General features: G+C 73.4%; 22 protein-coding genes. 14 read left to right on the top strand and 8 right to left on the bottom strand.

The genetic code is table 11. The features are described 5' to 3' along the window. Nucleotides 1-191: 191 nt before the first annotated feature. The 4 genes from ABIC30_RS26270 to ABIC30_RS26255 all read left to right on the top strand — a co-directional run bounded on the left by ABIC30_RS26270 (nucleotide 192) and on the right by ABIC30_RS26255 (nucleotide 6415). A complete protein-coding gene (locus tag ABIC30_RS26270; protein ID WP_354456351.1) occupies nucleotides 192-977 on the top strand; it encodes an ImuA family protein in 786 nt (261 codons plus the stop codon). Beyond that, nucleotides 904-2589: a Y-family DNA polymerase gene (locus tag ABIC30_RS26265; RefSeq protein ID WP_020092276.1), complete on the top strand. Its 1686-nt coding sequence runs from the start codon at nucleotides 904-906 to the stop codon at nucleotides 2587-2589. Before ABIC30_RS26270 ends, ABIC30_RS26265 begins: the two co-directional genes overlap by 74 nt. Further along, entirely contained in the window at nucleotides 2586-5870 is a 3285-nt protein-coding gene (locus ABIC30_RS26260; protein WP_020092275.1) for an error-prone DNA polymerase, read from the top strand. Before ABIC30_RS26265 ends, ABIC30_RS26260 begins: the two co-directional genes overlap by 4 nt. A gap of 80 nt (nucleotides 5871-5950) precedes the next feature. Continuing rightward, a complete protein-coding gene (locus tag ABIC30_RS26255) occupies nucleotides 5951-6415 on the top strand; it encodes a hypothetical protein (RefSeq protein ID WP_020092274.1) in 465 nt (154 codons plus the stop codon). Nucleotides 6416-6454: 39 nt separating this feature from the next. Here the strand turns inward: ABIC30_RS26255 and fae are convergent, their stop codons facing one another. Further along, nucleotides 6455-6994, bottom strand: a complete 540-nt coding sequence (fae, locus tag ABIC30_RS26250; protein WP_020092273.1) for a formaldehyde-activating enzyme — start codon at nucleotides 6992-6994, stop codon at nucleotides 6455-6457. A 320-nt stretch (nucleotides 6995-7314) separates the two neighbouring features. Here fae and ABIC30_RS26245 point away from each other — a divergent pair, with 320 nt between their 5' ends. Continuing rightward, nucleotides 7315-7530, top strand: coding sequence for a hypothetical protein (locus ABIC30_RS26245; RefSeq protein WP_020092272.1), 216 nt, complete (start codon nucleotides 7315-7317; stop codon nucleotides 7528-7530). Between the two features lie 18 nt (nucleotides 7531-7548). On the opposite strand, the gene ABIC30_RS26240 is transcribed toward ABIC30_RS26245, so the two are convergent. Further along, the gene (locus tag ABIC30_RS26240; RefSeq protein ID WP_026604787.1) at nucleotides 7549-7998 is read right to left on the bottom strand and encodes a hypothetical protein; all 450 of its coding nucleotides are present in this window, start codon (nucleotides 7996-7998) and stop codon (nucleotides 7549-7551) included. 250 nt (nucleotides 7999-8248) lie between these two features. Here ABIC30_RS26240 and lexA point away from each other — a divergent pair, with 250 nt between their 5' ends. Further along, on the top strand, nucleotides 8249-8977 hold the full coding sequence (lexA, locus tag ABIC30_RS26235; RefSeq protein ID WP_020092270.1) for a transcriptional repressor LexA: 729 nt from the start codon (nucleotides 8249-8251) through the stop codon (nucleotides 8975-8977). Here lexA and ABIC30_RS26230 read toward each other — a convergent pair. After that, nucleotides 8971-11298 carry a ComEC/Rec2 family competence protein gene (locus ABIC30_RS26230; RefSeq protein WP_020092269.1) on the bottom strand — a complete coding sequence of 776 codons (2328 nt, stop codon included), beginning with the start codon at nucleotides 11296-11298 and terminating at the stop codon, nucleotides 8971-8973. The two genes, lexA and ABIC30_RS26230, sit on opposite strands and share 7 nt — an antisense overlap. A 193-nt stretch (nucleotides 11299-11491) precedes the next feature. Between ABIC30_RS26230 and gltX the strand changes: the two genes are divergently transcribed. The 4 genes from gltX to ABIC30_RS26210 all read left to right on the top strand — a co-directional run bounded on the left by gltX (nucleotide 11492) and on the right by ABIC30_RS26210 (nucleotide 15781). Then, entirely contained in the window at nucleotides 11492-12919 is a 1428-nt protein-coding gene (gltX, locus tag ABIC30_RS26225; RefSeq protein ID WP_020092268.1) for a glutamate--tRNA ligase, read from the top strand. Between the two features lie 300 nt (nucleotides 12920-13219). Next, entirely contained in the window at nucleotides 13220-14509 is a 1290-nt protein-coding gene (gene gltA / locus ABIC30_RS26220) for a citrate synthase (protein WP_020092267.1), read from the top strand. Between the two features lie 68 nt (nucleotides 14510-14577). Next, complete coding sequence (locus ABIC30_RS26215; protein ID WP_020092266.1) at nucleotides 14578-15459, top strand: DNA-3-methyladenine glycosylase family protein; 882 nt, start codon at nucleotides 14578-14580, stop codon at nucleotides 15457-15459. A gap of 73 nt (nucleotides 15460-15532) precedes the next feature. Beyond that, nucleotides 15533-15781, top strand: a complete 249-nt coding sequence (locus ABIC30_RS26210; RefSeq protein WP_020092265.1) for a hypothetical protein — start codon at nucleotides 15533-15535, stop codon at nucleotides 15779-15781. A 286-nt stretch (nucleotides 15782-16067) separates the two neighbouring features. Here the strand turns inward: ABIC30_RS26210 and parC are convergent, their stop codons facing one another. Together parC and recO are read right to left on the bottom strand one after the other, a co-directional pair. Beyond that, nucleotides 16068-18314: a DNA topoisomerase IV subunit A gene (gene parC / locus ABIC30_RS26205; protein WP_042674740.1), complete on the bottom strand. Its 2247-nt coding sequence runs from the start codon at nucleotides 18312-18314 to the stop codon at nucleotides 16068-16070. Nucleotides 18315-18489: 175 nt separating this feature from the next. Next, nucleotides 18490-19209 carry a DNA repair protein RecO gene (gene recO, locus ABIC30_RS26200; RefSeq protein WP_020092262.1) on the bottom strand — a complete coding sequence of 240 codons (720 nt, stop codon included), beginning with the start codon at nucleotides 19207-19209 and terminating at the stop codon, nucleotides 18490-18492. A gap of 136 nt (nucleotides 19210-19345) precedes the next feature. Between recO and ABIC30_RS26195 the strand changes: the two genes are divergently transcribed. Both ABIC30_RS26195 and ABIC30_RS26190 read left to right on the top strand, forming a co-directional pair. Further along, nucleotides 19346-19759, top strand: a complete 414-nt coding sequence (locus tag ABIC30_RS26195; RefSeq protein ID WP_091977226.1) for a hypothetical protein — start codon at nucleotides 19346-19348, stop codon at nucleotides 19757-19759. 20 nt (nucleotides 19760-19779) lie between these two features. After that, nucleotides 19780-20475 (top strand): gamma-glutamylcyclotransferase, encoded by a 696-nt coding sequence (locus ABIC30_RS26190; RefSeq protein ID WP_354456346.1) that lies wholly within the window; start codon nucleotides 19780-19782, stop codon nucleotides 20473-20475. 69 nt (nucleotides 20476-20544) lie between these two features. On the opposite strand, the gene ABIC30_RS26185 is transcribed toward ABIC30_RS26190, so the two are convergent. After that, entirely contained in the window at nucleotides 20545-20688 is a 144-nt protein-coding gene (locus ABIC30_RS26185; protein ID WP_020092259.1) for a hypothetical protein, read from the bottom strand. A gap of 175 nt (nucleotides 20689-20863) precedes the next feature. Here ABIC30_RS26185 and ABIC30_RS26180 point away from each other — a divergent pair, with 175 nt between their 5' ends. Then, nucleotides 20864-21487, top strand: coding sequence for a hypothetical protein (locus ABIC30_RS26180; RefSeq protein WP_020092258.1), 624 nt, complete (start codon nucleotides 20864-20866; stop codon nucleotides 21485-21487). Between the two features lie 64 nt (nucleotides 21488-21551). Here the strand turns inward: ABIC30_RS26180 and ABIC30_RS26175 are convergent, their stop codons facing one another. Continuing rightward, entirely contained in the window at nucleotides 21552-22463 is a 912-nt protein-coding gene (locus tag ABIC30_RS26175) for a LysR family transcriptional regulator (RefSeq protein WP_020092257.1), read from the bottom strand. A gap of 101 nt (nucleotides 22464-22564) precedes the next feature. Here ABIC30_RS26175 and ABIC30_RS26170 point away from each other — a divergent pair, with 101 nt between their 5' ends. Further along, nucleotides 22565-23239: a L,D-transpeptidase gene (locus ABIC30_RS26170; RefSeq protein ID WP_354456343.1), complete on the top strand. Its 675-nt coding sequence runs from the start codon at nucleotides 22565-22567 to the stop codon at nucleotides 23237-23239. A gap of 164 nt (nucleotides 23240-23403) precedes the next feature. Here the strand turns inward: ABIC30_RS26170 and ABIC30_RS26165 are convergent. Further along, on the bottom strand, nucleotides 23404-23861 hold a 458-nt coding region (locus ABIC30_RS26165), incomplete at its 5' end, for a DDE-type integrase/transposase/recombinase (protein WP_354456341.1).

The raw sequence follows: 23861 nt of genomic DNA, 5'->3' as shown, positions 1-23861 counted from the left end.
GTCCGGACATTGGTCTCGCCCTGCGATTGCGGTCAACCGCGACCTCGGACGCCGCGGGGGCGGCCGATTCCACAGGCGTCCACAGCCGTCCACAGGCCAAGCCGCTGCCGCCACGCGCGATTCCGGGACCCCGCGGAAACCGTTTGTGCATGTTCCTGTTATGTTCCTATCGTCCAGCATGACCGGAGCCGATGGAGATGGGGCTGGACCCTGCCGACGAGACCGAGGCGGCGATCGCGCGGGACGATCCCCGGGCCCGGCTGGCGGTCCTGCGGGCGCGCCTCGCGCCGCCGGATCGCGGCCGGGATCCGGTCCCGGTCCTGCCGCTGGGCGTTCCGGATCTCGACGCGCACCTGCCGGGCGGCGGTCTCGCCCTCGGGCCGCCCCACGAGATCGCGCCGGCCGAGCCCGCGGACGCGATCGCGGCCCTGGGCTTCGCCCTGGCGCTCTGCGCCCGCCAGCTCGCCCGGGAGCCGGGGGAAGCGCTGATCGCCGCCGCGCCCGGCGAGCCCCTGCCCTACGGGCACGGCCTCGCCGGCCTCGGCCTCGACCCCGGCCGCCTGCTGCTGCTGGAAGCCGGCAGCGACGCGGAGGTGTTCCGCGCCCTGGAGGCGGCCCTGCACGCGCGGGCGCTCACGGCCCTGATCGGCCTCCTGCGGGACGGGCTGCCGCTGAAGCCGGGCCGGCGCCTGCAGCTCGCCGCGGATGGGCCGGCGCCGCCGCTGCTGCTGATCCTGCGGCCGGCGCCGGCCGGTCTGCCCAACGGGGCCGCCACGCGCTGGCGGATCGCCGCCGCGCCGGCGGCGCGGGACCGGTTCGGGACCCTGGACAGGCCGCGCTGGCGGGCGCGGCTCGAGCGCTGCCGCAACGGGCGGGGCGGCGACTGGCTTCTGGAGTGGGACCATGCCGCGCATCGTCTGCATCTGCCTGAGCCACTGGCCGGTGACGCGGCTGCGGCGGGCCGGTCTCGCGCCTGAGCGCGGCCCCCTCGCGGTGGCGGCCGAGGGGGCCGGCGGGCTGCGGCTCGTGGCCCTCGACCCGGAGGCCCGCGCCCTCGGCCTCCGGGTCGGCGAGCCCCTCGGCCGGGTCCGGGCGCGGATCGGCGTGCCGCTCCAGGTCTACCCGGCCGACCCGGAGGCCGACCGGGACGCCCTGCTGCGGCTGTGCCGCTGGGCGAGCGGCTACGCGCCCCACGTGGCCCCGTTCGGGCCGGGCGAGGCGGCGGACGGGCTCTACATCGACGTCGCCGGCGCGAGCCACCTGCGCGGCGGCGAGGCGAACCTCGTCGCGGACTTGGCCGCCCGGCTCGCGCGGAGCCGCGTACCGGCGGGGATCGCGCTGGCCGACACGCCCGGCGCCGCCTTCGCGCTGGCGCGGCAGGGCGGGCCCGATCCGGTCGTGGTGCCGCCGGGCGGGGCCTCGCAGGCCCTGCGGGCCCTCCCGGTGGACGCCCTGCGCCTCGATCCCGGCACGGTCGCGGGCCTGAAGCGGCTCGGCCTGCGCCGGATCGGCGAACTCGACGCCCTGCCCCGGGGGCCCCTCGCCCGCCGCTTCGGCGCGGCGCTGCTGCTGCGCCTCGACCAAGCCCTGGGCCGCCGGCCCGAGCCGCTGGCGCCCCTGACGGAGGCGGCCGCCTACGCCGCCGCCCGCGGCTTCCTCGACCCGATCGGGCGGCAGTCGGACATCGTTCGGACCGCCCGGGACCTGATGGCGGAGACCGCGCCGCGGCTGGAGCGGGACGGGCTCGGCGCCTGCGCCCTGCGCCTCGGCCTGCACCGGGTCGACGGCGCCCTGCGGGTGATCGATCTCGGCCTGTCCCGCCCCGAGCGCGATCCTGAGCGGGTCGCGGCCCTCGTCGCCCTGCGCCTCGACCGGCTGGGCCCCGCCCTCGACGCCGGCTTCGGCTTCGAGACGGTGGCGCTCGCCGTGACGGTGACCGGCCCCATGCCGGCCCGCCAGACGGATCTCGGCGCGGCGGCCCCGGGCGACGGGATCGGGTTCCTGGCCGACGCCCTGGCGCAGCGCCTCGGGCGGGCGCTCCTGCGGCTCGAGCCGCGGGCGAGCCACCTGCCGGAGCGGGCCGACCGGGACCGGGTCTGGGTTGCCGGAATGGGGCACGGACCGTCGACCGATCGAGGCGTCAGCCGGCCACGGGCGCCTCTCCCGCCCCCCGCTCCCGAACGGCAGCGTGGGCCGGATGCGCTCCTTCAGCGTCGGCGTTCAACCGTGATGGCTGCGCCTTCCGACCCAGCGGCGGAAGAGGAGGCGCGCACCGGCGCGTCCCCCTGGCCCGACCACCTCCCGCCCCGCCCCCTGGTGATCTTCCCCCGCGGCGAGGCCGCCCTCGACGTGCTCTCGACCGTCCCGGAGGGGCCGCCCCGGCGCTTCCGCTGGCGCGCCCGGGTCCACCGCGTCGCCCATGCCGAGGGGCCGGAGCGGATCGCCGCCGAATGGTGGCGCGCGCCCGGCGCGGATCGCGATTACTACCGCATCGAGTGCGAGGCCGGGCACCGGCTCTGGCTCTACCGCGACGGCCCGCACGCCCCTGATCGCCCGGCCGCGTGGTACGTCCACGGGCTCTTCGCGTGAGCGGCCCCGCCTACGCCGAGCTCGCCGTCACCACGAACTTCTCCTTCCTGCACGGCGCCTCCCATCCGCAGGACTTCGTCGTGCAGGCGGCGTCCTACGGCCTCGCGGCCATCGGCATCGCCGACCGCAACACCGTGGCCGGCGTGGTCCGGGCGCACGCGGCGGCGCTGGCGCTCGACCAGGAAGGCACACCGATCCGGATCCTGCCGGGGGTGCGCCTCGTCACCGAGGAGGGGTTCGAAGCCGTCACCTACCCGATGGACCGGGGCGCCTGGGGGCGCCTCTGCCGGCTGCTCACCCTGGGCAACCGGCGCGTCCGCAAGGGCGCGTGCCGCTTCTCCTTCGCCGAGATGGTGGAGGCCGCCGAGGGGCAGATGTTCATCGCGATGCCGCCGGCCCGGCGCCTGCCGGAGGGGTTCCGGGCGCGGCTGGAGGCGCTGGCCGCCGCCGCCCCGGGCCGGACCTTTCTGGGGGCGAGCCACACGCGCCGCGGCGACGAGCGGCGGCGCCTCGGGCTGCTCGCCGAGCTGGGCGCGGCCTCCGGCGCCCCGATGGTCGCGGTCTCGGACGCGCTCTACCACCATCCCGAGCGACGCCCGCTGCAGGACGTGGTCACCTGCATCCGCCAAGGCTGCCGGATCGAGGACGCCGGCTACCGGCTGGAGGCCAATGCCGAGCGCCACCTGAAGCCCGCCGCCGAGATGGCGCGGCTGTTCTCCGACCACCCGGAGGCGCTGGCCCGCACCGTCGAGATCGCGCAGGCCTGCGAGTTCAACCTGTCGCAGCTGCACTACGAGTATCCCGACGAGCCGGTGCCCCCCGGGCGCACGCCGCAGGAATACCTGGAGGAGAAGACCTGGGAACGGGCGCGCTGGCGCTACGGCGGCGAGGTCCCGGACGGCGTCGCGGCGACGCTGCGCGAGGAGCTGCGGCTCATCGCCAAGATGAAATACGCCCGCTACTTCCTGACCCTGTTCGACGTGGTCGAGTTCGCTCGCGGCCGGGGCATCCTCTGCCAGGGCCGCGGCTCGGCGGCCAATTCCGCCGTGTGCTTCTGCCTCGGCATCACCGCGGTGGACCCGTCGAAGCACCGGCTGCTCTTCGCCCGCTTCATCTCGGAGAACCGCGGCGAGCCCCCCGACATCGACGTCGACTTCGAGCACGAGCGCCGCGAGGAGGTGATCCAGCACCTCTACGCCCGCTACGGCCGGGAGCGCGCCGCCCTCTGCGCCACGGTGATCCACTACCGGCCCCGCATGGCGATCCGCGAGGTCGGCAAGGTCCTGGGCCTGACCGAGGACGTGACCGCGGCGATCGCCGACACGGTCTGGGGCTCCTGGGGCACCGGCATGCCGGACCAGCACGTGCGCGAGGCCGGGCTCGACCCGGAGAACCCGGCGATCCGGCAGGCGCTCGACCTCGCCCACCAGCTGATCGGCTTCCCCCGCCACCTGTCGCAGCATGTCGGCGGCTTCGTGCTGACCCGCGGCCGCCTCGACGAGACCGTGCCGGTGGGCAACGGCGCCATGGCGGACCGCACCTTCATCGAGTGGGACAAGGACGACATCGACGCGATCGGCCTGATGAAGGTCGACGTGCTGGCGCTCGGCATGCTGACCTGCCTCAAGCGCGGCCTCGATTTCTTGGAGAAGGATCACGGCACCTTCTACGAGACGCTGGCCGACCTGCCGCAGGACGATCCCGCGACCTACGCGATGCTGACGAAGGCCGATTCCGTCGGCGTGTTCCAGGTCGAGAGCCGGGCGCAGATGTCGATGCTGCCGCGCCTTAAGCCCAGGGAGTTCTACGACCTCGTGGTGCAGGTCGCGATCGTGCGCCCCGGCCCGATCCAGGGCGACATGGTCCATCCCTACCTGCGGCGACGCTCCGGGATCGACCCGGTCGAGTACCCGGCCCCGCACCCGGATCACGGCCCGGCGGACGAGCTGAAGGAGGTCCTGCAGAAGACCTACGGCGTGCCGCTGTTCCAGGAGCACGCCATGCAGATCGCCATCACGGCGGCGGGCTTCACCCCGGCCGAGGCCGACGGGCTGCGCCGGGCGATGGCGACCTTCCGCCACGTCGGGTCGATCGGCGGCTTCGCGGACAAGTTCGTGGGCGGCATGACCCGCCGGGGCTACCCGCAGGACTTCGCCGAGCGCTGCTTCGCGCAGATCCGGGGCTTCTCGACCTACGGCTTCCCGGAGAGCCACGCGGCGAGCTTCGCGCTCCTCGTCTACGCCTCGGCCTGGATGAAGTGCCGGCACCCCGACGTCTTCCTGGCCGCGATCCTCAACGCCCAGCCCATGGGCTTCTACCAGCCGGCCCAGCTGGTGCGCGACGCCCGGGCCCACGGGGTCGAGGTGCGGGGCGTCTGCGTCAACGCCAGCGACTGGGACTGCACCCTGGAGCCGGCCGGGGATCCGGCGCTGCACGCCGTGCGGATCGGTCTGCGCGTCGTGCGCGGCCTGCCCGAGGCCGCGATGCGCCGGCTCGTGCGGCTGCGCGCCAACGGCTACGCCAGCATCGAGGGCCTGCAGGCGTCCCTCGCCCTGCCCCGCAACGCCCTGGAGCGGCTGGCGGAGGCGGACGCGTTCCGCTCGCTCGGCCTCGACCGGCGCGCCGCCCTGTGGATGGTCCGCACCCTGGAAGGGACGTCATCCCGCAAGGCCGCCAAGGCCGATGCGAGCGAGCGCCGCGCCCATCTTCTCGACGCACCCCTGCCGCTCTTCGCGTGGCACGCCGATGACGGCCTGTTCCGGCACGAGCCGGCGGTGGACCTTCAGCCCCTGGCCCCGTCCGAGGCCGTGGCCGAGGATTACGCCGCCACCGGCCTGTCGCTCCAGGGGCACCCGGTCGCGTTCTTCCGGGGGCGGCTCGCCCGGATCGGCGCGATTCCGGCCCGGGCCCATCTCGATCCGGCGCTGCCCCAGGGGGCGCGGGTCACGGTGGCAGGGCTCGTGCTGATCCGCCAGCGGCCCGGCACCGCCAAGGGCGTGGTCTTCCTGACGCTGGAGGACGAGACCGGTATCGCCAACGTGATCGTCTGGAAGACCGTGTTCGAGGCGAACCGCCGGATCGCCATGCAGGCGCGGTTCCTCGCCGTGCGCGGCCGGATCCAGCGGGCGGACGGGGTGGTCCACCTCGTGGCGGAGGGGTTTCGCGACCTCACCGCTGCCCTGCGCGATCTGCGCGAGGCCGGCATGAAGCTGCCGCCCGAGAACACGGATTTCGGCGTGCCCCCGGACCGGCGCGTGTTCCCCAGCCGGGATTTCCACTGAGGCCGGCACTTCGACCAGCCCCTCGACCAGCCCCTCGACAGGCCCCTCGACAGGCCCCGCGCCGCGCGTAGAGTGCGGCGATGTCGAGCTTCGCCGTCCCGCGCCTCCTCCTCGCCGCCTGCGCGGCCCTGCCCCTCCTGGCGGAGGCCGCCCGGGCCGACAGCTGCGACGACCTCACCCGCCAGATCGCCGACGCGATCGGCGGCCGGGTCGGCAAGCGCGCCGGCCCCAGCATCGACATCCGCGTGGCCGGCCCGATCAAGTTCGACGTGACCTGCCGGGCCGAGCCGATCGTGCAGGCGACCTCCGCCGAGCCGAGCCCCTCGGCGACCTTCTTCCGCGACCTGTCGGTGGCCTCCGAGATCCTCATCGGCCAACCGGCCGCGACCGTCGAGCCGATCATCGCCACCGCCTACCGGACCGCGCTGGCGGAGCGGCGCAAGTCGTTCATCCAGCAGAACGGCTGGTCGGCGTCCTGCTACACCGACCCGGGCAGCAGCACGATGCGCACCCTGTGCTCGGTGGGGCGTATCCCGCCGGGCTGAGGCGGACCTGAGCCGGCAGGATGCGTGGCCTGGGCCCGCTCAGTACTCGATCACGCCGTCGAGCGCGTAGTGCTTCACGGTCTTCCGGTTGGCGATCAGCTCGTCGACCGTGGGCTCGCCCTTGAGGGCGCGGGCGATGGCGAGTTTCGTGGCCTCGTAGTTGGTCCGGTAGAGGTCCTTCTGGTCGAGGTTGTCGTCCTCGGCGCAGCGCTGATCGAGCCAGATCATGATGATCATGCACAGCTCGTCGAGCCCGTCCTTCGGCAGGATGCCCTCGATGATGCAGTCCACGATCGCGTCGCCGGTGGCGGCCTGGACCACGCCGCCGAGGAGCTCGGCATACTCGGCCGTGTGGATCGTGACCTTGGTGGTCATCATCGTGGCCGGGCGCACGAGCTGGTTGAGGTCGCGCACCACGAACATCCGCGTGTGGCCCTGGACCTGCCCCATCATCGACGCGAAGGCCTGACCGACCGGGCCGCGCACCGAGCCGATCAGCACCTCCGGCATGGCGTCGGTGTACTGGCCCTCGGCCGCCAGCACCGTGGCCTCGCCCGTGCGGAACCAGATCTCTTGCATGTTCGAACTCCACCTGATCGGAGCCCGCGGGAGACATCATCGGCGGCCTCGCGTCAATCGCCCCGAAGCCGGCTCCCATCCCGGCCGCCCCTGCCCTCGCCCGCGCTGCGGCGCGGGCGCGGACCCGTGCCGCCCCGCGTCGCCGCGATGCGGCCGCCGGCATCCGCGACGGCGCGCATCTCCACCCCTGCGCGGCCTGTGGCCTTGAGGAACGCGGACAGGCGAGGCAGGGAAGATCGGAGCGCGGCTCCGGGAGCGGTCCCGGGCCTGGCCGTTCCGGTGGGCGCGCGGCGCCGTGCCGGGCATGCGGGAGGAACACGATGGCGGAGAGCACGGACCGGGGCTCCGGCTGGAGCCTTCAGGCGAGCGCCGTGCCCGACGGGGTGCGCCTGGAACTCGCCCTCGCCGACCTCGGCGGTGCGCCGGTCACCGCCGCGATCGTGCTCGACCGGACGGAGGCCCGGGCCTTCGCCCGCGCCCTGCTGGCCGCCGCCGGCGACGCCGCGGAGCGGACCTTCCCGAAGCCGGGCGCCTGAGGACGCGCCGCCGGCCGGTCAGCGCACGCCGAGGCCCGGATTGCGGCCCGGCAGGCGGGGGACCACGGTGCCGCGCTTCTCGATCGGCGCGTCGCAGGCGTAGGCGAACTCGGTCTTCAGCGGATCGAACACGGTCTCGCCGGTGATCCGGCAATCCTCGCGCACGGTCTCGTCGAGATAGGCCCGGGCGGCGGTGCGGAAGCGCTTCACCCGGGTGGCGCCCGGCTCCGGATCGATCCGGACCTCGCTCAGGTTGCAGCCGGTATACTCGCGCAGGGCGTTGGACACGATCAGCATCCGGCGCAGCTGCCGGTTGTCGTAGACCTCGTAGGGCTCCTTGCAGCCGATCGTGACGACCTGGGGAGTGAGCGCCACGTAGTTCCGCGAGATGTAGGAGAATCCGGTGGTGCAGCCGGCGAGGCCGAGGGCGGCGAGGCCGAGGGGCAGCAGAGCTGCGGGTCGTCGCATCCTCGTCATTCCAAGAGGGTCCCAGCCCGCACCCCGGATCCGCCGCCTTCCCGGCGGGGCGCCGCGATGCATTGAAACGGCTCCGCTTGCGCCGTCAATGCGTTTCTCGACCTTCTCCCGCGGGCGCGCCCGCGGCGCGCCGAGCCGAGCGGTGCCGCTCTTGCGGAACACTTGCGGAACGTTTAACCTGTTCGTGATTTGTTTCGGAGACCGTCACGTGGCGGTCCGCCAAGCCGCGAGTCCCCCGTCGATGCTCACGCGCAAGCAGCTGGACCTCCTGCGATTCATCCAGAGCCGGATGCAGGAATGCGGTGTCCCGCCGTCGTTCGACGAGATGAAGGATGCCCTCGATCTCAAGTCGAAATCCGGCATCCACCGGCTGATCACGGCGCTCGAGGAGCGCGGCTTCCTCCGGCGCCTTCCGAATCGGGCGCGCGCCATCGAGGTGATCCGGATCCCCGAGAGCCTGACCCAGGCCGCTCCGGCGACTCAGGCCCCCGCCGAGCCGCGCCGCTTCACGCCGAGCGTGGTCGAGGGCGGTAAGTCCAAGCAGCCGCCGGCCCCGGCGAGCACGCGGATGATCGACGAGTCCGGCCGCGCCATCTCGATCCCGGTCATGGGCCGGATCGCGGCCGGTACCCCCGTCTCGGCGATCCAGAACCAGAGCCACGCCATCACCCTGTCGCCGGACTTCGTGGCCGGCGGCGAGCACTACGCCCTCGAGGTGCGCGGCGACTCGATGGTCGAGGCGGGCATCCTGGACGGCGACCTCGTGGTCATCCGCAAGCAGGAGACGGCCAATACCGGCGACATCATCGTGGCGCTGATCGACGACGAGGAGGCGACGCTCAAGCGCCTGCGCCGCCGCGGCTCGTCGATCGCCCTCGAGGCCGCCAACCCGGCCTACGAGACCCGCGTGCTCGGGCCCGACCGGGTCCGGATCCAGGGCCGCCTTGTGAGCCTCGTCCGCCGCTACTGAAGCGGCTCGGCCGGCGCGTCGCCGGGGGCGAGGTCTCCGCCCGGCGCGGCGTCGGCCTCCGGCGTCGCGGCGACCCCGTCCTCCGCGGGGCGGTCGCCCGGCTCCGCGGTGACCGGCCGCGGCGGTCCCGGCCCGCGCCCGGCGGCCGGCCGCCAGGGCACGGCGCGGCCGTCGTCCCGGGCGTAGCGCGCGGCGAAGCCGTCGCCGTCGGTCCGGAGGGCCACGGCCCCGCGGGCGGCGAGGACGCGCCGGTCGATCACCAGCGGCCCCGTGCAGGTCGGCGGCGCCGCGAGGCCCGTGATCAGCACCGCGGCGCGGGCGCAATCCTCCGGGAAGGCCCGCCGGTCCCGGACCAGGGCGACCGCCCGCCCGTCCGGCAGCCGGGCGGTGCAGCCGAGCCGGTCGCAGCGCCCGCTGCCGGACCGGACGATCAGCCCCGCGGACCGCCGCCCGTCGCCGTCCGCCTTCAGCCACTGCTCGAGGACGAAGCCCGAAGGGCTGCCGAGGGCCGCGAGCCGCCCGTCCGGGCCCCTCACCGCGGCCCCCGCGCCCTGCCGGTCGACGTAGAGGTCGTAGTGGTTGGGCCGGGCCGCGAGGACGAGCCCGAGCAGGACCGGCGGCACGGCGAGCCAGCGCAGGCGCGAGGCCGGCAGCGTCCCCAGCAGCAGGCCGGCGGTCAGCAGGGCGAGCGCCCCGGCGCCGAAGGCCGGCAGCACCAGGACCGCCCGCTCGAACCCGGCGATCCAGTCCGAGATCGCCAGCATCCCGGCCACCGCCTGCCCCATCAGCCACCAGACCGGCCGGTCGAGGGCGAAGGGATAGGCGAGGCAGCCGATTACCGCGGCCGGCATCACCACCAGGGAGACGAGCGGCAGGGTCAGGGCGTTGCCGACGAGGCCGAAGGGCTGGACCGTCTGGAAGTGGTAGGTGGCGAAGGGGGCCGTCGCGACCTGCGCCACCAGGGTCGTGGCCAGGGTCCCGGTGATCGCCGACAGGCCGGTCCCGACGAGCCGCCCGATCCGCCCGGCCCCCGGGCGCACGAGCAGCCGCCCGTCGATCAGCCGCGCGCAGGCGATCAGCCCGGCCACGGCGCCGAAGGACATCTGGAAGCTCGGGCCGAGCAGGCCCTCCGGCTCCCGGGCGAGCGCGATCAGCGCCGCGAGGGCGAGGTTGCGCATCGACAGGGCCGGCCGGTCCACCAGGATCGCGCCGAGCATGATCAGGGTCATGATCAGCGAGCGCTCGGCCGCGATGTCCCAGCCCGAGAAGGCGCAGTAGGCGGTGACGCCGACCATGGCGAAGCCGGCCGCGATCTTCTTGATCGGCCAGAGCAGCGCGCAGAGCGGCACCGCGGCGAGGAGCGCCCGCACCAGCCAGAACACCACGCCGGCGGCCAGCACCATGTGGAGGCCCGAGATCGACACCACGTGGTAGATGCCGGCGGCGCGGAGCGCGTCGTTGGTGGCCGGCCCGATGAGGCCGCGCTTGCCCGTCACCAGGGCCGCCGCCACCGCACCCGCCTGGCCGCCGGCGGCCTCCGCGATCCGGCGCGTGAGCCCGTTGCGCGCCGCGTCGAGCGCAGCGGCGAGCCGCAGGCCCAGCGGCGGCGGCCCGGACGGTTCCCGGACGGTGACGGTGCCGATCAGCGAGCCCACCGCGCCGATCCCCTGGAAATAGGCGTCCCGGGCGAAGTCGTAGCCGCCGGGCCGGGCCGCCTCCGGGGGCGGAAGCAGCCGGGCCGTGGCGGCGACGCCGTCCCCGGGACGCGGGATCGGCGTCTTCCGGAACGAGACCCGGACCCGGGCGGGCCGCGCCTCCGGCGCGAGGCCGGCGAAGCTCTCCACCCGGATCACCAGCCGGGCGCCCACCTCGCGCTCGTCCAGGGCCTCGACCGTTCCGACGAGCGGGCCGATCGTGGTGCGGGTGAGGATCGGTGCGGCGACCTGCGAGACCCGCCAGGTCGCCGCCGCGAAGCCGAGGAACGCGGCCGCGACCGCGAGCGCCGCCGCCAGGGCCGCCGGCCGCGCGCCGAGGACGGGGACCGGCGCCAGCGCGAGGCCGGCCGCGATCAGGGGGGCGGCGAGGCTCGGCGCGCCGTCGGCCGCCGCGAAGTAGACCAGGATCCCGCCGCCGAAGGCCACCGCCAGCCAGGGGAACAGCCGGCGCTGCTCGGCCTCGCGGGCGAGGCCGGCGACGACCCAGTCGCGGAGCGCCGGGAGGGCGGCCGGGAGGGCGGCCAAGAGGGCGGCGGGAAGGGCTCGGGCGCGCGGGCCGATCAGCGCGACCGCGCCGTCCGCCCGCCTCGCGCCGATCCGCCGCATCGCCGCCGCCCCGCTCCGCGCGACCTGTCGTCGGGGCCGTGCGATTCTGCGGGCGATTCTTAACGCATCCGCCGGCCCGTGCTACAGCGGGTTCTTCGTGCTACGGGCGCCCTGTCGAGCCCCTCGCCGCTCCGCCGCCCCTTCGCCGTCCGTCGCGCCCCGTCCGCGACCAGCCCCGGAACATACCGGACCGATGTCCTCAGCCGTCGTCACGCGCTTCGCCCCCTCGCCCACGGGTTACCTGCATATCGGCGGGGCCCGCACGGCCTTGTTCAACTGGCTCTACGCCCGCCACACCGGCGGCACGATGCTGCTGCGCATCGAGGACACCGACCGCGAGCGCTCCACCAAGGGGGCGATCGACGCGATCCTCGACGGCCTCTCCTGGCTCGGCCTCGACTGGGACGGCGACGTGGTCTTCCAGTTCGCCCGCGCCGAGCGCCACCGCGCGGTCGCCGAGGAGCTGCTGGCCGCGGGCCGCGCCTATCACTGCTACGCCACCGCCGAGGAGCTCACGCAGATGCGCGAGACCGCCCGCGCGGAGGGGCGCGCTCCGCGCTACGACGGCCGCTGGCGCGACCGCGACCCGTCCGAGGCCCCCGCCGGGGTCAAGCCGGTGATCCGCCTGCGCGCGCCGACCGAGGGCGAGACCGTGGTCGAGGACGCCGTCCAGGGCCGCGTGACCTGGGCCAACAAGGACCTCGACGACCTCGTCCTGCTGCGCTCGGACGGGACGCCGACCTACATGCTCGCCGTCGTGGTCGACGACCACGACATGGGCGTCACGCAGATCATCCGCGGCGACGACCACCTCACCAACGCGGCGCGCCAGAGCCAGATCTTCTCGGCCCTCGGATGGGACATCCCGAGGATGGCGCATATCCCGCTGATCCACGGAGCGGACGGGGCCAAGCTCTCGAAGCGCCACGGCGCGCTCGGCGTCGAGGCCTACCGCGATCTCGGCTACCTGCCGGCGGCCCTGCGCAACTACCTCGTGCGGCTCGGCTGGAGCCACGGCGACCAGGAGGTCTTCTCCACCGACGAGATGGTCGCGGCCTTCGACCTCGGCGCGGTCGGACGCTCCGCGGCGCGGTTCGACTTCGCCAAGCTCGCCAACCTCAACGGCCTCTACATCCGCACCAGCGCCGATTCCGACCTCGTCGCGGCGATCGAGACCATCCTGCCCAACGTCGGGCCGGAGCGCGGCTTGTCGGCGCCGCTGCGGCCCGACCTCAGGGACAAGCTCGTCCAGGCCATGCCGGGCCTGAAGGAGCGGGCCAAGACGCTGATCGAGCTCCTCGACAGCGCCTACTACCTCTACGCCCAGCGGCCCCTGGCGCTCGACGACAAGGCCCGCGCCCTGCTCTCCGACGAGGGGTGCGGCCGCCTCGCCGGGGTGCGGCCGGTGCTCGAGGCTGTGCCCGACTGGAGCGCGACCTCCACCGAGGGCGCGGTGCGGCAGTACGCGGAATCGGCCGGCTGCAAGCTCGGGCAGGTGGCCCAGCCCCTGCGCGCGGCGCTCACCGGCCGCACCACCTCCCCGCCCCTGTTCGACGTGATGGCGGTGCTCGGCCGGGAGGAAACCCTGGCGCGCCTCGGGGATCAGGCGCCGCAGGGCTGAGGCCGGGCTGAGGGCAGGGACGAGGCGGGGACGAGGCGGCGCTGGGACCGCCGCGCGCGGACCGGGAGCGGACAGGGAACTGCCGGCCCCGACCCGGATTGCGTTGGGTGGAAATCGGTTGGCGGAATTCGCTTGGCGACGGGGGCGGGTTGTCACCGACCCCGTTGCTGCTGCACTGCCGTTTGGGTAACCCATGGCTGTGAGCACCCGCAGCATAATGCGTGTGCTCAGGCCCCCGGGACCGACTCGGGCAGCCCGAGGCCGGCATCCGCCACGTCGCCAGAGAAGGGTCCACGATCCATGAGCGCACCCAGCACCATCACCGTGGACGGCAAGTCGATCGAACTGCCGGTGAAAACCGGCACGATCGGGCCGGACGTGATCGATATCGGCAAGCTCTACGCCCAGACCGGCGCCTTCACCTTCGACCCGGGCTTCACCTCGACGGCCTCGTGCGAGTCGAAGATCACCTACATCGACGGTGACGAGGGCGTGCTGCTCTACCGCGGCTACCCGATCGAGCAGCTCGCCGAGAAGGGCGACTTCCTCGAGACCTGCTACCTGATGCTGTTCGGCGCCCTGCCGACCGCCGCCCAGCGGGCCGATTTCGAGTACCGGGTCACGCGCCACACCATGGTGCACGACCAGATGAACCGGTTCTTCACCGGCTTCCGCCGCGACGCGCACCCGATGGCCGTCATGGTCGCCTCGGTGGGCGCCCTCTCGGCCTTCTACCACGATTCCACCGACATCACGGACGAGAGCCAGCGGCTGATCGCGTCGATCCGCATGATCGCCAAGATGCCGACGCTCGCCGCGATGGCCTACAAGTACTCGATCGGCCAGCCGTTCGTGTACCCGAAGAACGATCTCGACTACACGTCGAACTTCCTGCGCATGTGCTACGCGGTGCCGTGCGAGGAGTACGAGGTGAACCCGGTCTTCGCCCGGGCGCTCGACAAGATCTTCATCCTGCACGCCGACCACGAGCAGAACGCCTCGACCTCGACGGTGCGGCTCGCCGGCTCCTCGGGCGCCAATCCCTTCGCCTGCATCGCGGCCGGCATCGCCTGCCTGTGGGGCCCGGCCCATGGCGGCGCCAACGAGGCGGCCCTCAAGATGCTGATGGAGATCGGCACCCCCGAGAATGTCAGCAAGTACGTCGCCAAGGCCAAGGACAAGAACGACCCGTTCCGCCTGATGGGCTTCGGCCACCGCGTCTACAAGAACTACGACCCGCGCGCGCGGATCATGCAGAACACCACGCACCAGGTGCTCAAGGAGCTCGGCAAGACCGACGACCCGCTGCTCCACGTCGCCATGGAGCTGGAGCAGATCGCGCTCAAGGACGAGTACTTCATCGAGAAGAAGCTCTACCCGAACATCGACTTCTACTCGGGCATCACCCTCAAGGCGATGGGCTTCCCCACCGACATGTTCACCGTGCTGTTCGCGGTGGCCCGCACCGTCGGCTGGATCGCCCAGTGGGCCGAGATGATCGAGGACCCGTCGCAGAAGATCGGCCGTCCGCGCCAGCTCTACGTCGGTCCGGCCCAGCGCGACTACGTGGCCGTGGACCAGCGCGGCTGAGGCGGGACCACCTGCCCCGGGAAGCGTCGAGCGGGGCGGCCGAGAGGCCGCCCTTCGCGTTCGCGGAGGTGATCGAACGCCGCCTGCCCGTCCGGCCGCCCTACGACTGGCCGGCGATCCGCGCGTTCCTCGCCAAGCGGGCGATCCCGGGCGTCGAGACGACGGATCCCGCGGCTTCCTACGCGCGCACGATCAGCGTCGCGGGGCGGCACGGGCTCCTGACGGTGGCACCGGGCGCGGATTGCCTGCACGTCGCGCTGCGCGGCGTCGAGGCCGGGCACGAAGAGGCCGTCGCGGGACGCCTGCGCCGCCTGTTCGACTGCGACGCCGATCCGGCCGCCGTCGCGGCCTGCCTCGGCGGGGACCCCGTCCTGGCCCCGCTCGTCGCGGCGCGGCCGGGTCTGCGCCTGCCGGGGGCCTGGGACCCGTTCGAGACCGGCTGCCGGGCGATCCTCGGCCAGCAGGTCTCGGTGGCGGCCGCGATCGGGCTCGCGGGCAGGCTGGTGGCGGCGTTCGGGACGCCGCTGGCGGAGCCGGCAGGCGGTCTGACCCACGTGTTTCCCGCGCCGACCGATCTGGTCGAGGCGGACGTCGCCCTGGCGCTCAACATGCCGCGGGCCCGCGGCGCGGCGATCCGGGCGCTGGCCGCGGCGGCGCTGGCCGATCCGGACCTGTTCGCCCCGGCGGAGTCGCTCGAGGCCGCGGTGCTGCGCTTCACGGCGATCCGCGGGATCGGTCCCTGGACGGCGCAGTACATCGCCATGCGGGCGCTCAAGCTGCCGGACGCCCTGCCGGTGGGCGATGTCGGGCTGCTGCGGGCGCTGGAGGGGGCCACCGGGCGTCCCAGTCCTGCGGAGCTGCTGGCGCGGGCCGAGGCGTGGCGCCCGTTCCGGGCCTACGCGGCGCAGCACCTCTGGGCGGCGGACGAAGCGTCCGCGACGGGGCGATGAGGCGACCGAGAGGTTCATGTTCCGCATCGCCGATATCGGCTAAGCTTGCGGCCGGCCGGGGGGCTCAGGTTCGATGTCGGAAGCGGACAGCGAAGCGCGCGACACGCTTGTTGCGAACGAGCGGATCAAGTTCACGGCCACCTACGCCAACGGCCTCGCGGTCGCGATCTTCGCCGTCGGCGGTTTCGCGCCGTTCATCTCGACTGCCCTGTCGGATCGTCCGCACTTCGCGCCCGTGCTCATCGCCATGGTGGTTTGCTGGATCATGAGTGGCGCCATACATTGGGCTGTGAGGCGCGCATTGCGGAACCTTCGCCCATGACGACAGCTCAGCTTCTTCTCCTGCTCGCGGTTCCGATCGGCGGCGGCGTGCTAGCCTTCGGTGCGCTCTGGCTCGCCCAGCGGGCGCATTGAGGACTGGCCCTCCGCACCGCGGGAACCGTTCCAGACACTCCCAATCGCGCCCGCATCTCGAGGGGCGGCGGAGCCGCCTCGAAGGCGGGCTCCAGGGATTGCGCGGCTGACCGGAGGTCTCCCCCCGAGGCGACTCCTCTCCGGCATCTCAGGATGAGGTGGTGGGTCGGGAATCCTTCACCCTCCGCGGCTCCTCACCGCCCGAAACGCTCGAATTTCGGGAAGCTGCGCGCCATCATCAGCCCGACCTCGGCGCGGTGACCGAGCCACTTCTCCAGCACCGATGCGTTGGCGAGCCGGCCCTCGGCCGAGCCGTCCTGCCAGGGCAGGCCGTCGGCGAGCTTGAACACGTGCGCGTCGAGCAGCGTCCCGCTGCGGCAGCGCTGCAGCCGGACCCCCTTGCCGCGGGCGAGCTCCGCCACCTCGGAGACCGGGAAGACCAGCAGCAGCTTCTCGGTGTTCACCACCGCCACGTGATCGCCGTCGGCCGGCACCAGCACGGCGGCCGTGGCGTCGCCGTCGAGGCCGAGCACGCTCTTGCCCTTGCGGGTGTTGGCCACGAGCGCGTCGGCTGGCGCCACGAAGCCGCGTCCGTCCGAGCCGGCGATCAGCAGCTTGGTCTCCGGCCGGTACGGCAGCGCCGCCACGATCTCGGTGCCGTCGTCGAGGTCGGCCATCAGCCGGACCGGGTCGCCGAAGCCGCGGCCGCCCGGCAGCTTCGAGGCCTCGAGCGTGAACACCTTGCCGTTGGTGGCGAGCAGCAGGATCTTCTGGGTCGTCTCGGTCGGGAAGGCGATCTTCAGGGTGTCGTCGCCCTTGAACGCGACGCCCGAGAGATCGGCGACGTGGCCCTTGAGCGCCCGGATCCAGCCCTTGGTCGAGACGATCACGGTGATCGGCTCGCGCTCGACCAGGGCCGCCGTGAAGTCGATGCCGCCGACATCCGGCGGGCTCGCCAGCGTCGTGCGGCGCTTGCCCAGCTTGGTCTCGGGCCCGAAGGTCTTCTTCACCGCGCGGATCTGCGCCTGGATCGCCTTCCACTGCGCCGGCTCGGAGGCGAGGAGCGCGTCGATCTCGGCCTTCTCGGCGGTGAGCGCCTCGAACTCGCGCTTCAGCTCCATCTCCTCCAGCTTGCGTAAGGAGCGCAGCCGGGTGTCGAGGATGGCGTTGGCCTGCACCTCGGTCAGCTCGAACCGGGCCATGAGGGCGGCTTTCGGCTCGTCCTCCTCGCGGATGATGCGGATCACCTCGTCGAGGTCGAGGTAGACGATGAGCAGGCCGCCCAGGATCTCGAGGCGCCGGTCGATCTGGCCGAGGCGGTAGCGCGAGCGGCGCTGCAGGACCACGCGGCGGTGGTCGACCCACTCGCGCAGGCACTCGGCGAGGCCGATCACCTTCGGCACGAGGCCGCCGACCAGGACGTTGAGGTTGAGCGGGATGCGGGTCTCGAGTTCCGTGAGCCGGAACAGCGATTCCATCAGGATCACCGGGTCGACCGTGCGCGAGCGCGGCTCCAGCACCACGCGCACGTCCTCGGCCGACTCGTCGCGCACGTCGGCGAGCAGCGGCAGCTTCTTCTCCTGCAGCAGCTCGGCCATCTTCTCGATCAGCCGGCCCTTCGGGATGCCGTAGGGAATCTCGGTGACGACGATGTTCCAGGTGCCGCGGCCGAGATCCTCCTTGGCCCAGCGGGCACGGACCCGGAAGGCGCCCCGCCCGGTCCGGTAGGCCTCGGCGATCGACTCGGCCGAGTCGACCAGGATGCCGCCGGTCGGGAAGTCCGGCCCCTGGACGAACTTGGCGAGCTGCCCCGAGGTCGCCTCGGGATGGTTGATCAGGTAGAGCGCCGCGTCGCACAGCTCGGCTGCGTTGTGCGGCGGGATCGAGGTCGCCATGCCGACCGCGATGCCCTGGCTGCCGTTGGCGAGCAGGTTCGGGAAGGCCGCCGGCAGGACGATCGGCTCCTCCTTCTCGCCGTTGTAGGACGGGCGGAAGTCGACCGTGTCCTCGTCGATCCCGTCGAGCAGGAGGCGCGCGACCTCGGTGAGCCGCGCCTCGGTGTAGCGGTAGGCCGCGGGACCGTCGCCGTCGATGTTGCCGAAATTGCCCTGGCCGTCGACCAGCGGGTAGCGCTGGGCGAAATCCTGGGAGAGCCGGACGAGCGCGTCGTAGATCGCCTGGTCGCCGTGGGGGTGGAAATCGCCCATCACGTCGCCGACGATCTTGGCGCACTTCTTGTGCGCGGTGGTCGGGTCGAGGCGCAGCAGCCGCATCCCGTACAGGATGCGCCGGTGCACGGGCTTCAGCCCGTCGCGGGCATCCGGCAGGGCCCGGTGCATGATCGTGGAGAGCGCGTAGGCGAGGTAGCGCTCCTCCAGCGCGGATTTCAGCTCGACGCTCTCGATCCCGTCGCCGGACGGCGGCTCGAAGGGCTGGCCCATGACGGCTCCTCACTACAACGTCTTCACCGCGCGCCGTCATTCCGGGGCCGCGCAGCGGGGCCCGGAATCCAGAGCCGCCGACGTCCCGCGCGTGCGCGCGGACGGTGGTTATGGATTCCGGGCGCGCCTTCGGCACCCGGAACGACGACGGGGTATCAAGAACAGAACACGAACATTACCCGGCCTCGCGGCCGAGCGCAACGAATCGCGCCCGCTCCTCGGGCGGCCCGAGGCCGCGGGGGCCCCAGACGTGCCGGTCAAGGAAGTACCCCGTCAAGGTAAACCCTTGGGCAACGCCGTCGGGACCCGGGGATCCGCCCGCGTGCAGGAAGGTCGGGAGCGCCAGCAGGCGGTCCCGGTAAGGCTCGCCCGCCGAGGCGCTGACCGCCCGGCCGCTCTTCGGCGACACGTAGGCCAGGGCGTCGTTGCCGCCGGTGGCCGCGCAGGCGGTGAGGTCGAGGCCGAAGCCGAGTTCCGACAGGATCGCCAGCTCGAACCGCACCATCAGGGGCGGGGCGATGGCGGGGTCGTCGAGGTGCTCGACCAGGATCCCCGCCGCCGCGTAGAGCGCCGGATGCGGGTCGCGCTCGGGGAGGAGCCGCAGCAGCGCGGCCATGTGGTTCATGCCGTAGAGGGCGAGGCTCGACCCGATCAGCCGCGAGACCTGCGAGTCCAGGGGCTCGACCGCGTAGGCGCCGAGACCCTCGTCGAGGCGCGCCCGCCACGTCACGCGGACCCGGTTCCCGGCCTGCAGCACGGGCTGCATCCGGCGCGAGCGCCCACCGTGCACGAGGCCGAGATGGCGCCCGTGGGCCTCGGTCATGGCCTCGAGGATGACGCCGGTCTCCCCGTGCCGGCGCAGGCCGAGCACCAGGGCGTCGTCGGTCCACTGCATCGAACGTCGCGTCTTCGTGTGAGGGATCGGGTGAGAGGCGCGCTCCGCGCCTGTCTCTCATATAGGGGGCCGCGGCCGCCGGCGCTGCCCCGCGCGGTCCCAGCCTCGGGCAACCTTGGCCGGGTAGCGATGACCGATGCCGCTCCGCGCCGCCCTCGCCGCCCTGCTGGTCCTCCTCGCCGCCGGCGCGCAGGCCGCGCCGCGCGCACCGAAGCCCGCCGCCGAGCCCGCCGCCGAGGCCGACCCCTCCCCGGCCCTCCTCCGGCGGATCGCCGCCCTGGCGCTGAGGCAGGTCGATTTCGGCGCGGTCTCGCTGCTGCCGGTGCGGTTCGCGGGCAGCCGGATCGCCGGGCCGATCGCCGAGGGGGGCGGGGTGATCTACTGCGTGTCGGGCCGGATGTACGGCCGGACCTTCGGCAAGCCCGAGCGCCCGAGGGTGGCGCTGCGCTACGACAACGACCGGCTCACGGTGCTCGACGACGACGAGGTCTGCACCGGACACCGTACCCGGCCCTTCCCCGAACTCGACGCGCTGGGCAACAAGCCGTGAGGCCCGGGCGTTGAGGGCCCATGCCCGCCGCGTCCGTCCGCACCCTCGACCTCAGCCTCGACCTGATCGCCCGCGCCCATTCCGTCCCGATCCCCGACGACCCGAGCGCGCTCGAGGTTCTGTCGGACGCCGAGTTGCGCCCGGGGCTCGACGCGATCGTCGCCGGGCGCGAGGGCAGCGACCTCTGGGTCTTCGCCTACGGCTCGCTGATGTGGAACCCGGAATTCCCGGTGGCCGAGCGCCGGATCGGGACGGTGCGCGGCTTCCACCGCCGCTTCTGCCTGCTCCAGCGGCGGTTCCGCGGCACGCCGGAACGGCCGGGCTTCGTCCTGGCGCTGGACCGCGGCGGCCTGTGCCGGGGCGTGGCCTTCCGCCTGCCCGGCATGGAGATCCGCGAGGCGCTGATGCCGGTCTGGCGCCGCGAGATGCGCGGCCGCGGCTACGTCGCCCGCTGGCTGCCGGTCGCCACCGAGGCCGGGACCGTCCCGGCCCTGACCTTCCTGGCGAACCGCGCCAGCGACCGCTACGCCGGACGCCTCTCGGATTCTGCGATCGCCGAGAAGATCGCCGCGGCCTGCGGCCACAAAGGGCCGAGCGCCGAGTACCTGTTCCGGACCGTGGAGGCCTGCGAGCGCCTCGGCATCCGCGACCGCCACCTCTGGAGCCTCCAGGCCCTCGTGGCCGCGCGCCTCAGGGCCTGCGCGCCCGGGGCGTGAGACCGTCTGCTGTCGAGCGCGTCGGTGCAGCCGTGCTCGCGAGGACGGTCGCGTCGACCGGGCAGCGGTTCAGATCCAGGCCCGCTTGGTCGCGACCACGAGGCGCCCGCCGCCGTGCTCCGCGTCCGGATTGCGCGGCTCCCGGATGCCGGGGGCGCGGCCGGTGGTGACGTAGACGAGGAGAGTGAGGACGAGCAGGATCTTCGTGCGCATGGCGACGCTCAAGGTTGAGCGTCGGTGCATAGGAACGATCGGTTTTTACCGAGTTGCTGCAGTGCACGCGGGCGCGCCGGCGGACGATTCCCTGCGGACGTGGTGAACGGAGGGTTGCGATGCGGCCGCGATCGTCTATGCCGCCGGCCCGTGATGTCCACAGGCGGAGGATGGGATGCGGCTCCGGATCGGCGTGGCCCTGGCGGTGGTCGTCATCGCCGCCGTTGCTCTGCTTGCCGGGCCGCTGAGCCGCGGCGACAGCCTGTCCGACATCCTGACCGGCCGGACCCCCCTGCTCGCCGGCAGCGCCCGGGCGCCCGGCGGCAGCGCGGACTTGAGCGGCACCGCGACCCTCGCGGCGGACCAGCGGCCGGCGACCCTGCACGTCGCCTGCGATCCGGGCGGCACCGGCCTGTCGGCGGCGCTGACCGTGCCGCGCTTCGCCGAACTGGCGCCGCGCTTCGATTTCGCGGGCCTCGAAGGGGCCGACAGCGAGAAGCCCCTGACCGGCCTCCTGGTCTCCAGCGCCGGCAGCGTGCGCTCCGTGCGCATGCCGGTCCGCGGCGCCGCGACCGGGGCCGATGCGGGCTTCACGCTGACGGTGGCGGGCGCGCGCCGCGGCGAGGATCCGCTGCGCGGGGTCGCCCTGGCCCTCGTCCAGCCCGGGACGAAGCTGACCTGGACGCAGGCGAGCCCGCGCGGCGAGGACCCGACCCTGACGGCCACGTTCACGGTGGCGGAGGCCGACGCCGCCGCGCTGAAGGGCGCCCTGAGCGGCTGCCTCGCGGCGCCGTTCTAGGGTCGCGATCGCGGCGGTCGGCCACCCCGGCCCGTTCGTCGCGGCCGCAGCGCACCGGAGCTGGTCAACCGGCGTGGCTGATCCCCTCGATGGCGCGGATGCGCGGCACGGCGAAATCGGTGAATGCGCGGACGACCGGGCGCATGTGGCGGACCGAAGGGTAGACCAGATAGGCGTCCGTCGACCGCACCTCGTACGCGGGCAGGACGCGGACGAGGTGGCCGGCCGCCAAGTCCTCGGCGACCAGCAGGTGCTGGACCGGGCCCATGTACCGTCCCGCGCGCAGTTCGGCCAACAGCACCTCCGCGCTGTTGGTCCGCAGGGCCGGGCGGACGGCGAGGCTCAGCGTCTCGCGCCCGTGCTGGAGTACGAGCGTGTTCCGGTCGTCCAGGGCCGACGTGGTCGTCACGAGGGCCCGGTCGGCGATCTGCCCGGGCGCGTCGATGCCGCCGGCCCGCGCCAGGTATGCCGGGGCGGCGACCAGGATGCGGCGCACCCAGCCGAGCCGCCGCGTCACGACGTCCTGCCCGTGGGGCCGGCCGTAGCGGAGCGCGAGGTCGTAATCCTCGTAGACGAGGTCGATCAGCCGGTTGTCCAGCACGAGATCGACCGTGACCCGCGGATTCTCGGCTTGGAACGCCGCCACGATCCGGTGCAGATGGGCCGCCCCGATGCAGGCGGGCGCGTGCAGCCGCAGCCGGCCTTCGATGCGGCCAGCCTCGGTGCGGGCATCTTCCAGGGCGGCGTCGATCGTGGCGAGCGCGGGCTGACAGGCCGCGTAGAGCCGCTGGCCCTGCTGGGTCGGACGCACCAGCCGGGCGGACCGTTCGAGGAGCCGCGCGCCGACCTGGGCCTCCAGATTGCGCAGATGCTTGCTGATCGCCGGCTGCGACACCGCGAGGTCGCGTGCGGCCGCGGTCATCGAGCCGCGCTCGACGGTCCGGAGGAACGCGCGCAGGGCCAGCGTCAGATCCATGGATACCATCCGGTTATGGGTGCGATCACCCCATAGCCGATGGACGGGGCGGCCGCGTGGCGCTTCTGTGCGTCGTCGCCAGATCTTGGAGCGCAGCATCGATGTTTCCGACCCGCCGCAGCCTGCTCGCCGGCACGCCCCTGCTCGTCGCCGGCTGCGTCACCCGCGAGCAGCGCCCCGTCGCCACGCTGCGCCCGCCCGTCGACCCGGCCTACACGGCCCTCTACGCCGCGCTCGACGGCGAGCCCTTCCCCGTGCCGGCGGTGGACCTGTCCGCGATAGACCCGCGCTTCCTGCGCCGGGAGGTGGCCTACGCCACGGCCGAGCCGCCGGGCACGATCATGGTCGATCCTTCGGCGCGCTACGCCTACCTTGTGCGCGAGGGCGGGCGCGCCATCCGCTACGGCGTGGGCGTCGGGCGCGATGAGGCGTTCAACTTCCGAGGCGCGGCCGTCATCGCCCGCAAGGCCCAATGGCCGCGCTGGACGCCGACCCAGGCCATGATCAAGCGAGAGCCCGAGCGCTACGGGCCCTATGCCGGCGGCCTGCCCGGCGGGGCCGGCAATCCGCTCGGTCCGCGGGCGCTCTACCTCTATCGGGACGGCGGCGACACGCTCTACCGCCTGCACGGCACCACGGAGCCGCAGACCATCGGCACGATGGTGTCGTCGGGATGCGTCCGGTTCCTGAACCAGGACATCATCGACCTGTACGCCCGCGTGCCGGTGGCGAGCCGGGCGGTGGTGCTGGCGGCCAGCGGGACGGCGGCGAGCTGAGGGCCTCGACGGGCACGCACCTACAACTCCCGGCGACAGAACTCACAAAAGCCCACCCGTCCTTGCGAGCGGAGCGAAGCAACCCCGTGTCGCGCGCCCTCATCGAGCGTGGCGCGTCCCTGGATTGAATCGCCCCGGGTTTTCCGGAGGCCGTTTGGTTTGGCTCAGGCGGCCAAGGCTTGGACCTCGGCCTGGGCATAATAGCGTGCCTCCGCCTCGGCGGGAGGGATGTGGCCGATTGGTTCGAGCAGCCGACGGTGGTTGAACCAGTCCACCCATTCCAGCGTGGCGTACTCGACCGCCTCAAAGGACCGCCACGGCCCGCGTCGATGGATGACCTCCGCCTTGAACAGGCCGATCACCGTCTCGGCGAGAGCGTTATCGTACGAGTCGCCAACACTGCCGACGGAGGGTTCGACGCCCGCCTCGGCCAAGCGCTCGGTGTAGCGGATGCTCACATATTGCGATCCGCGATCCGAGTGACAGACGAGGCCGCTGCCGGCGAAGGGGCGGCGCTCGTGCAGGGCCTGCTCCAAGGCATCGAGCACGAAGTCGGCCCGGGCCGAGCGCGACACACGCCAGCCCACGATCCGGCGGGCGAAGACGTCGATCACGAAGGCCG

The sequence above is a fragment of the Methylobacterium sp. 1030 genome, from assembly GCF_040544715.1.
Taxonomy (GTDB): Bacteria; Pseudomonadota; Alphaproteobacteria; order Rhizobiales; family Beijerinckiaceae; genus Methylobacterium.
Note: the sequence above shows the minus strand (reverse complement) of the source record. Positions and strands in the feature narration are given on the sequence as shown.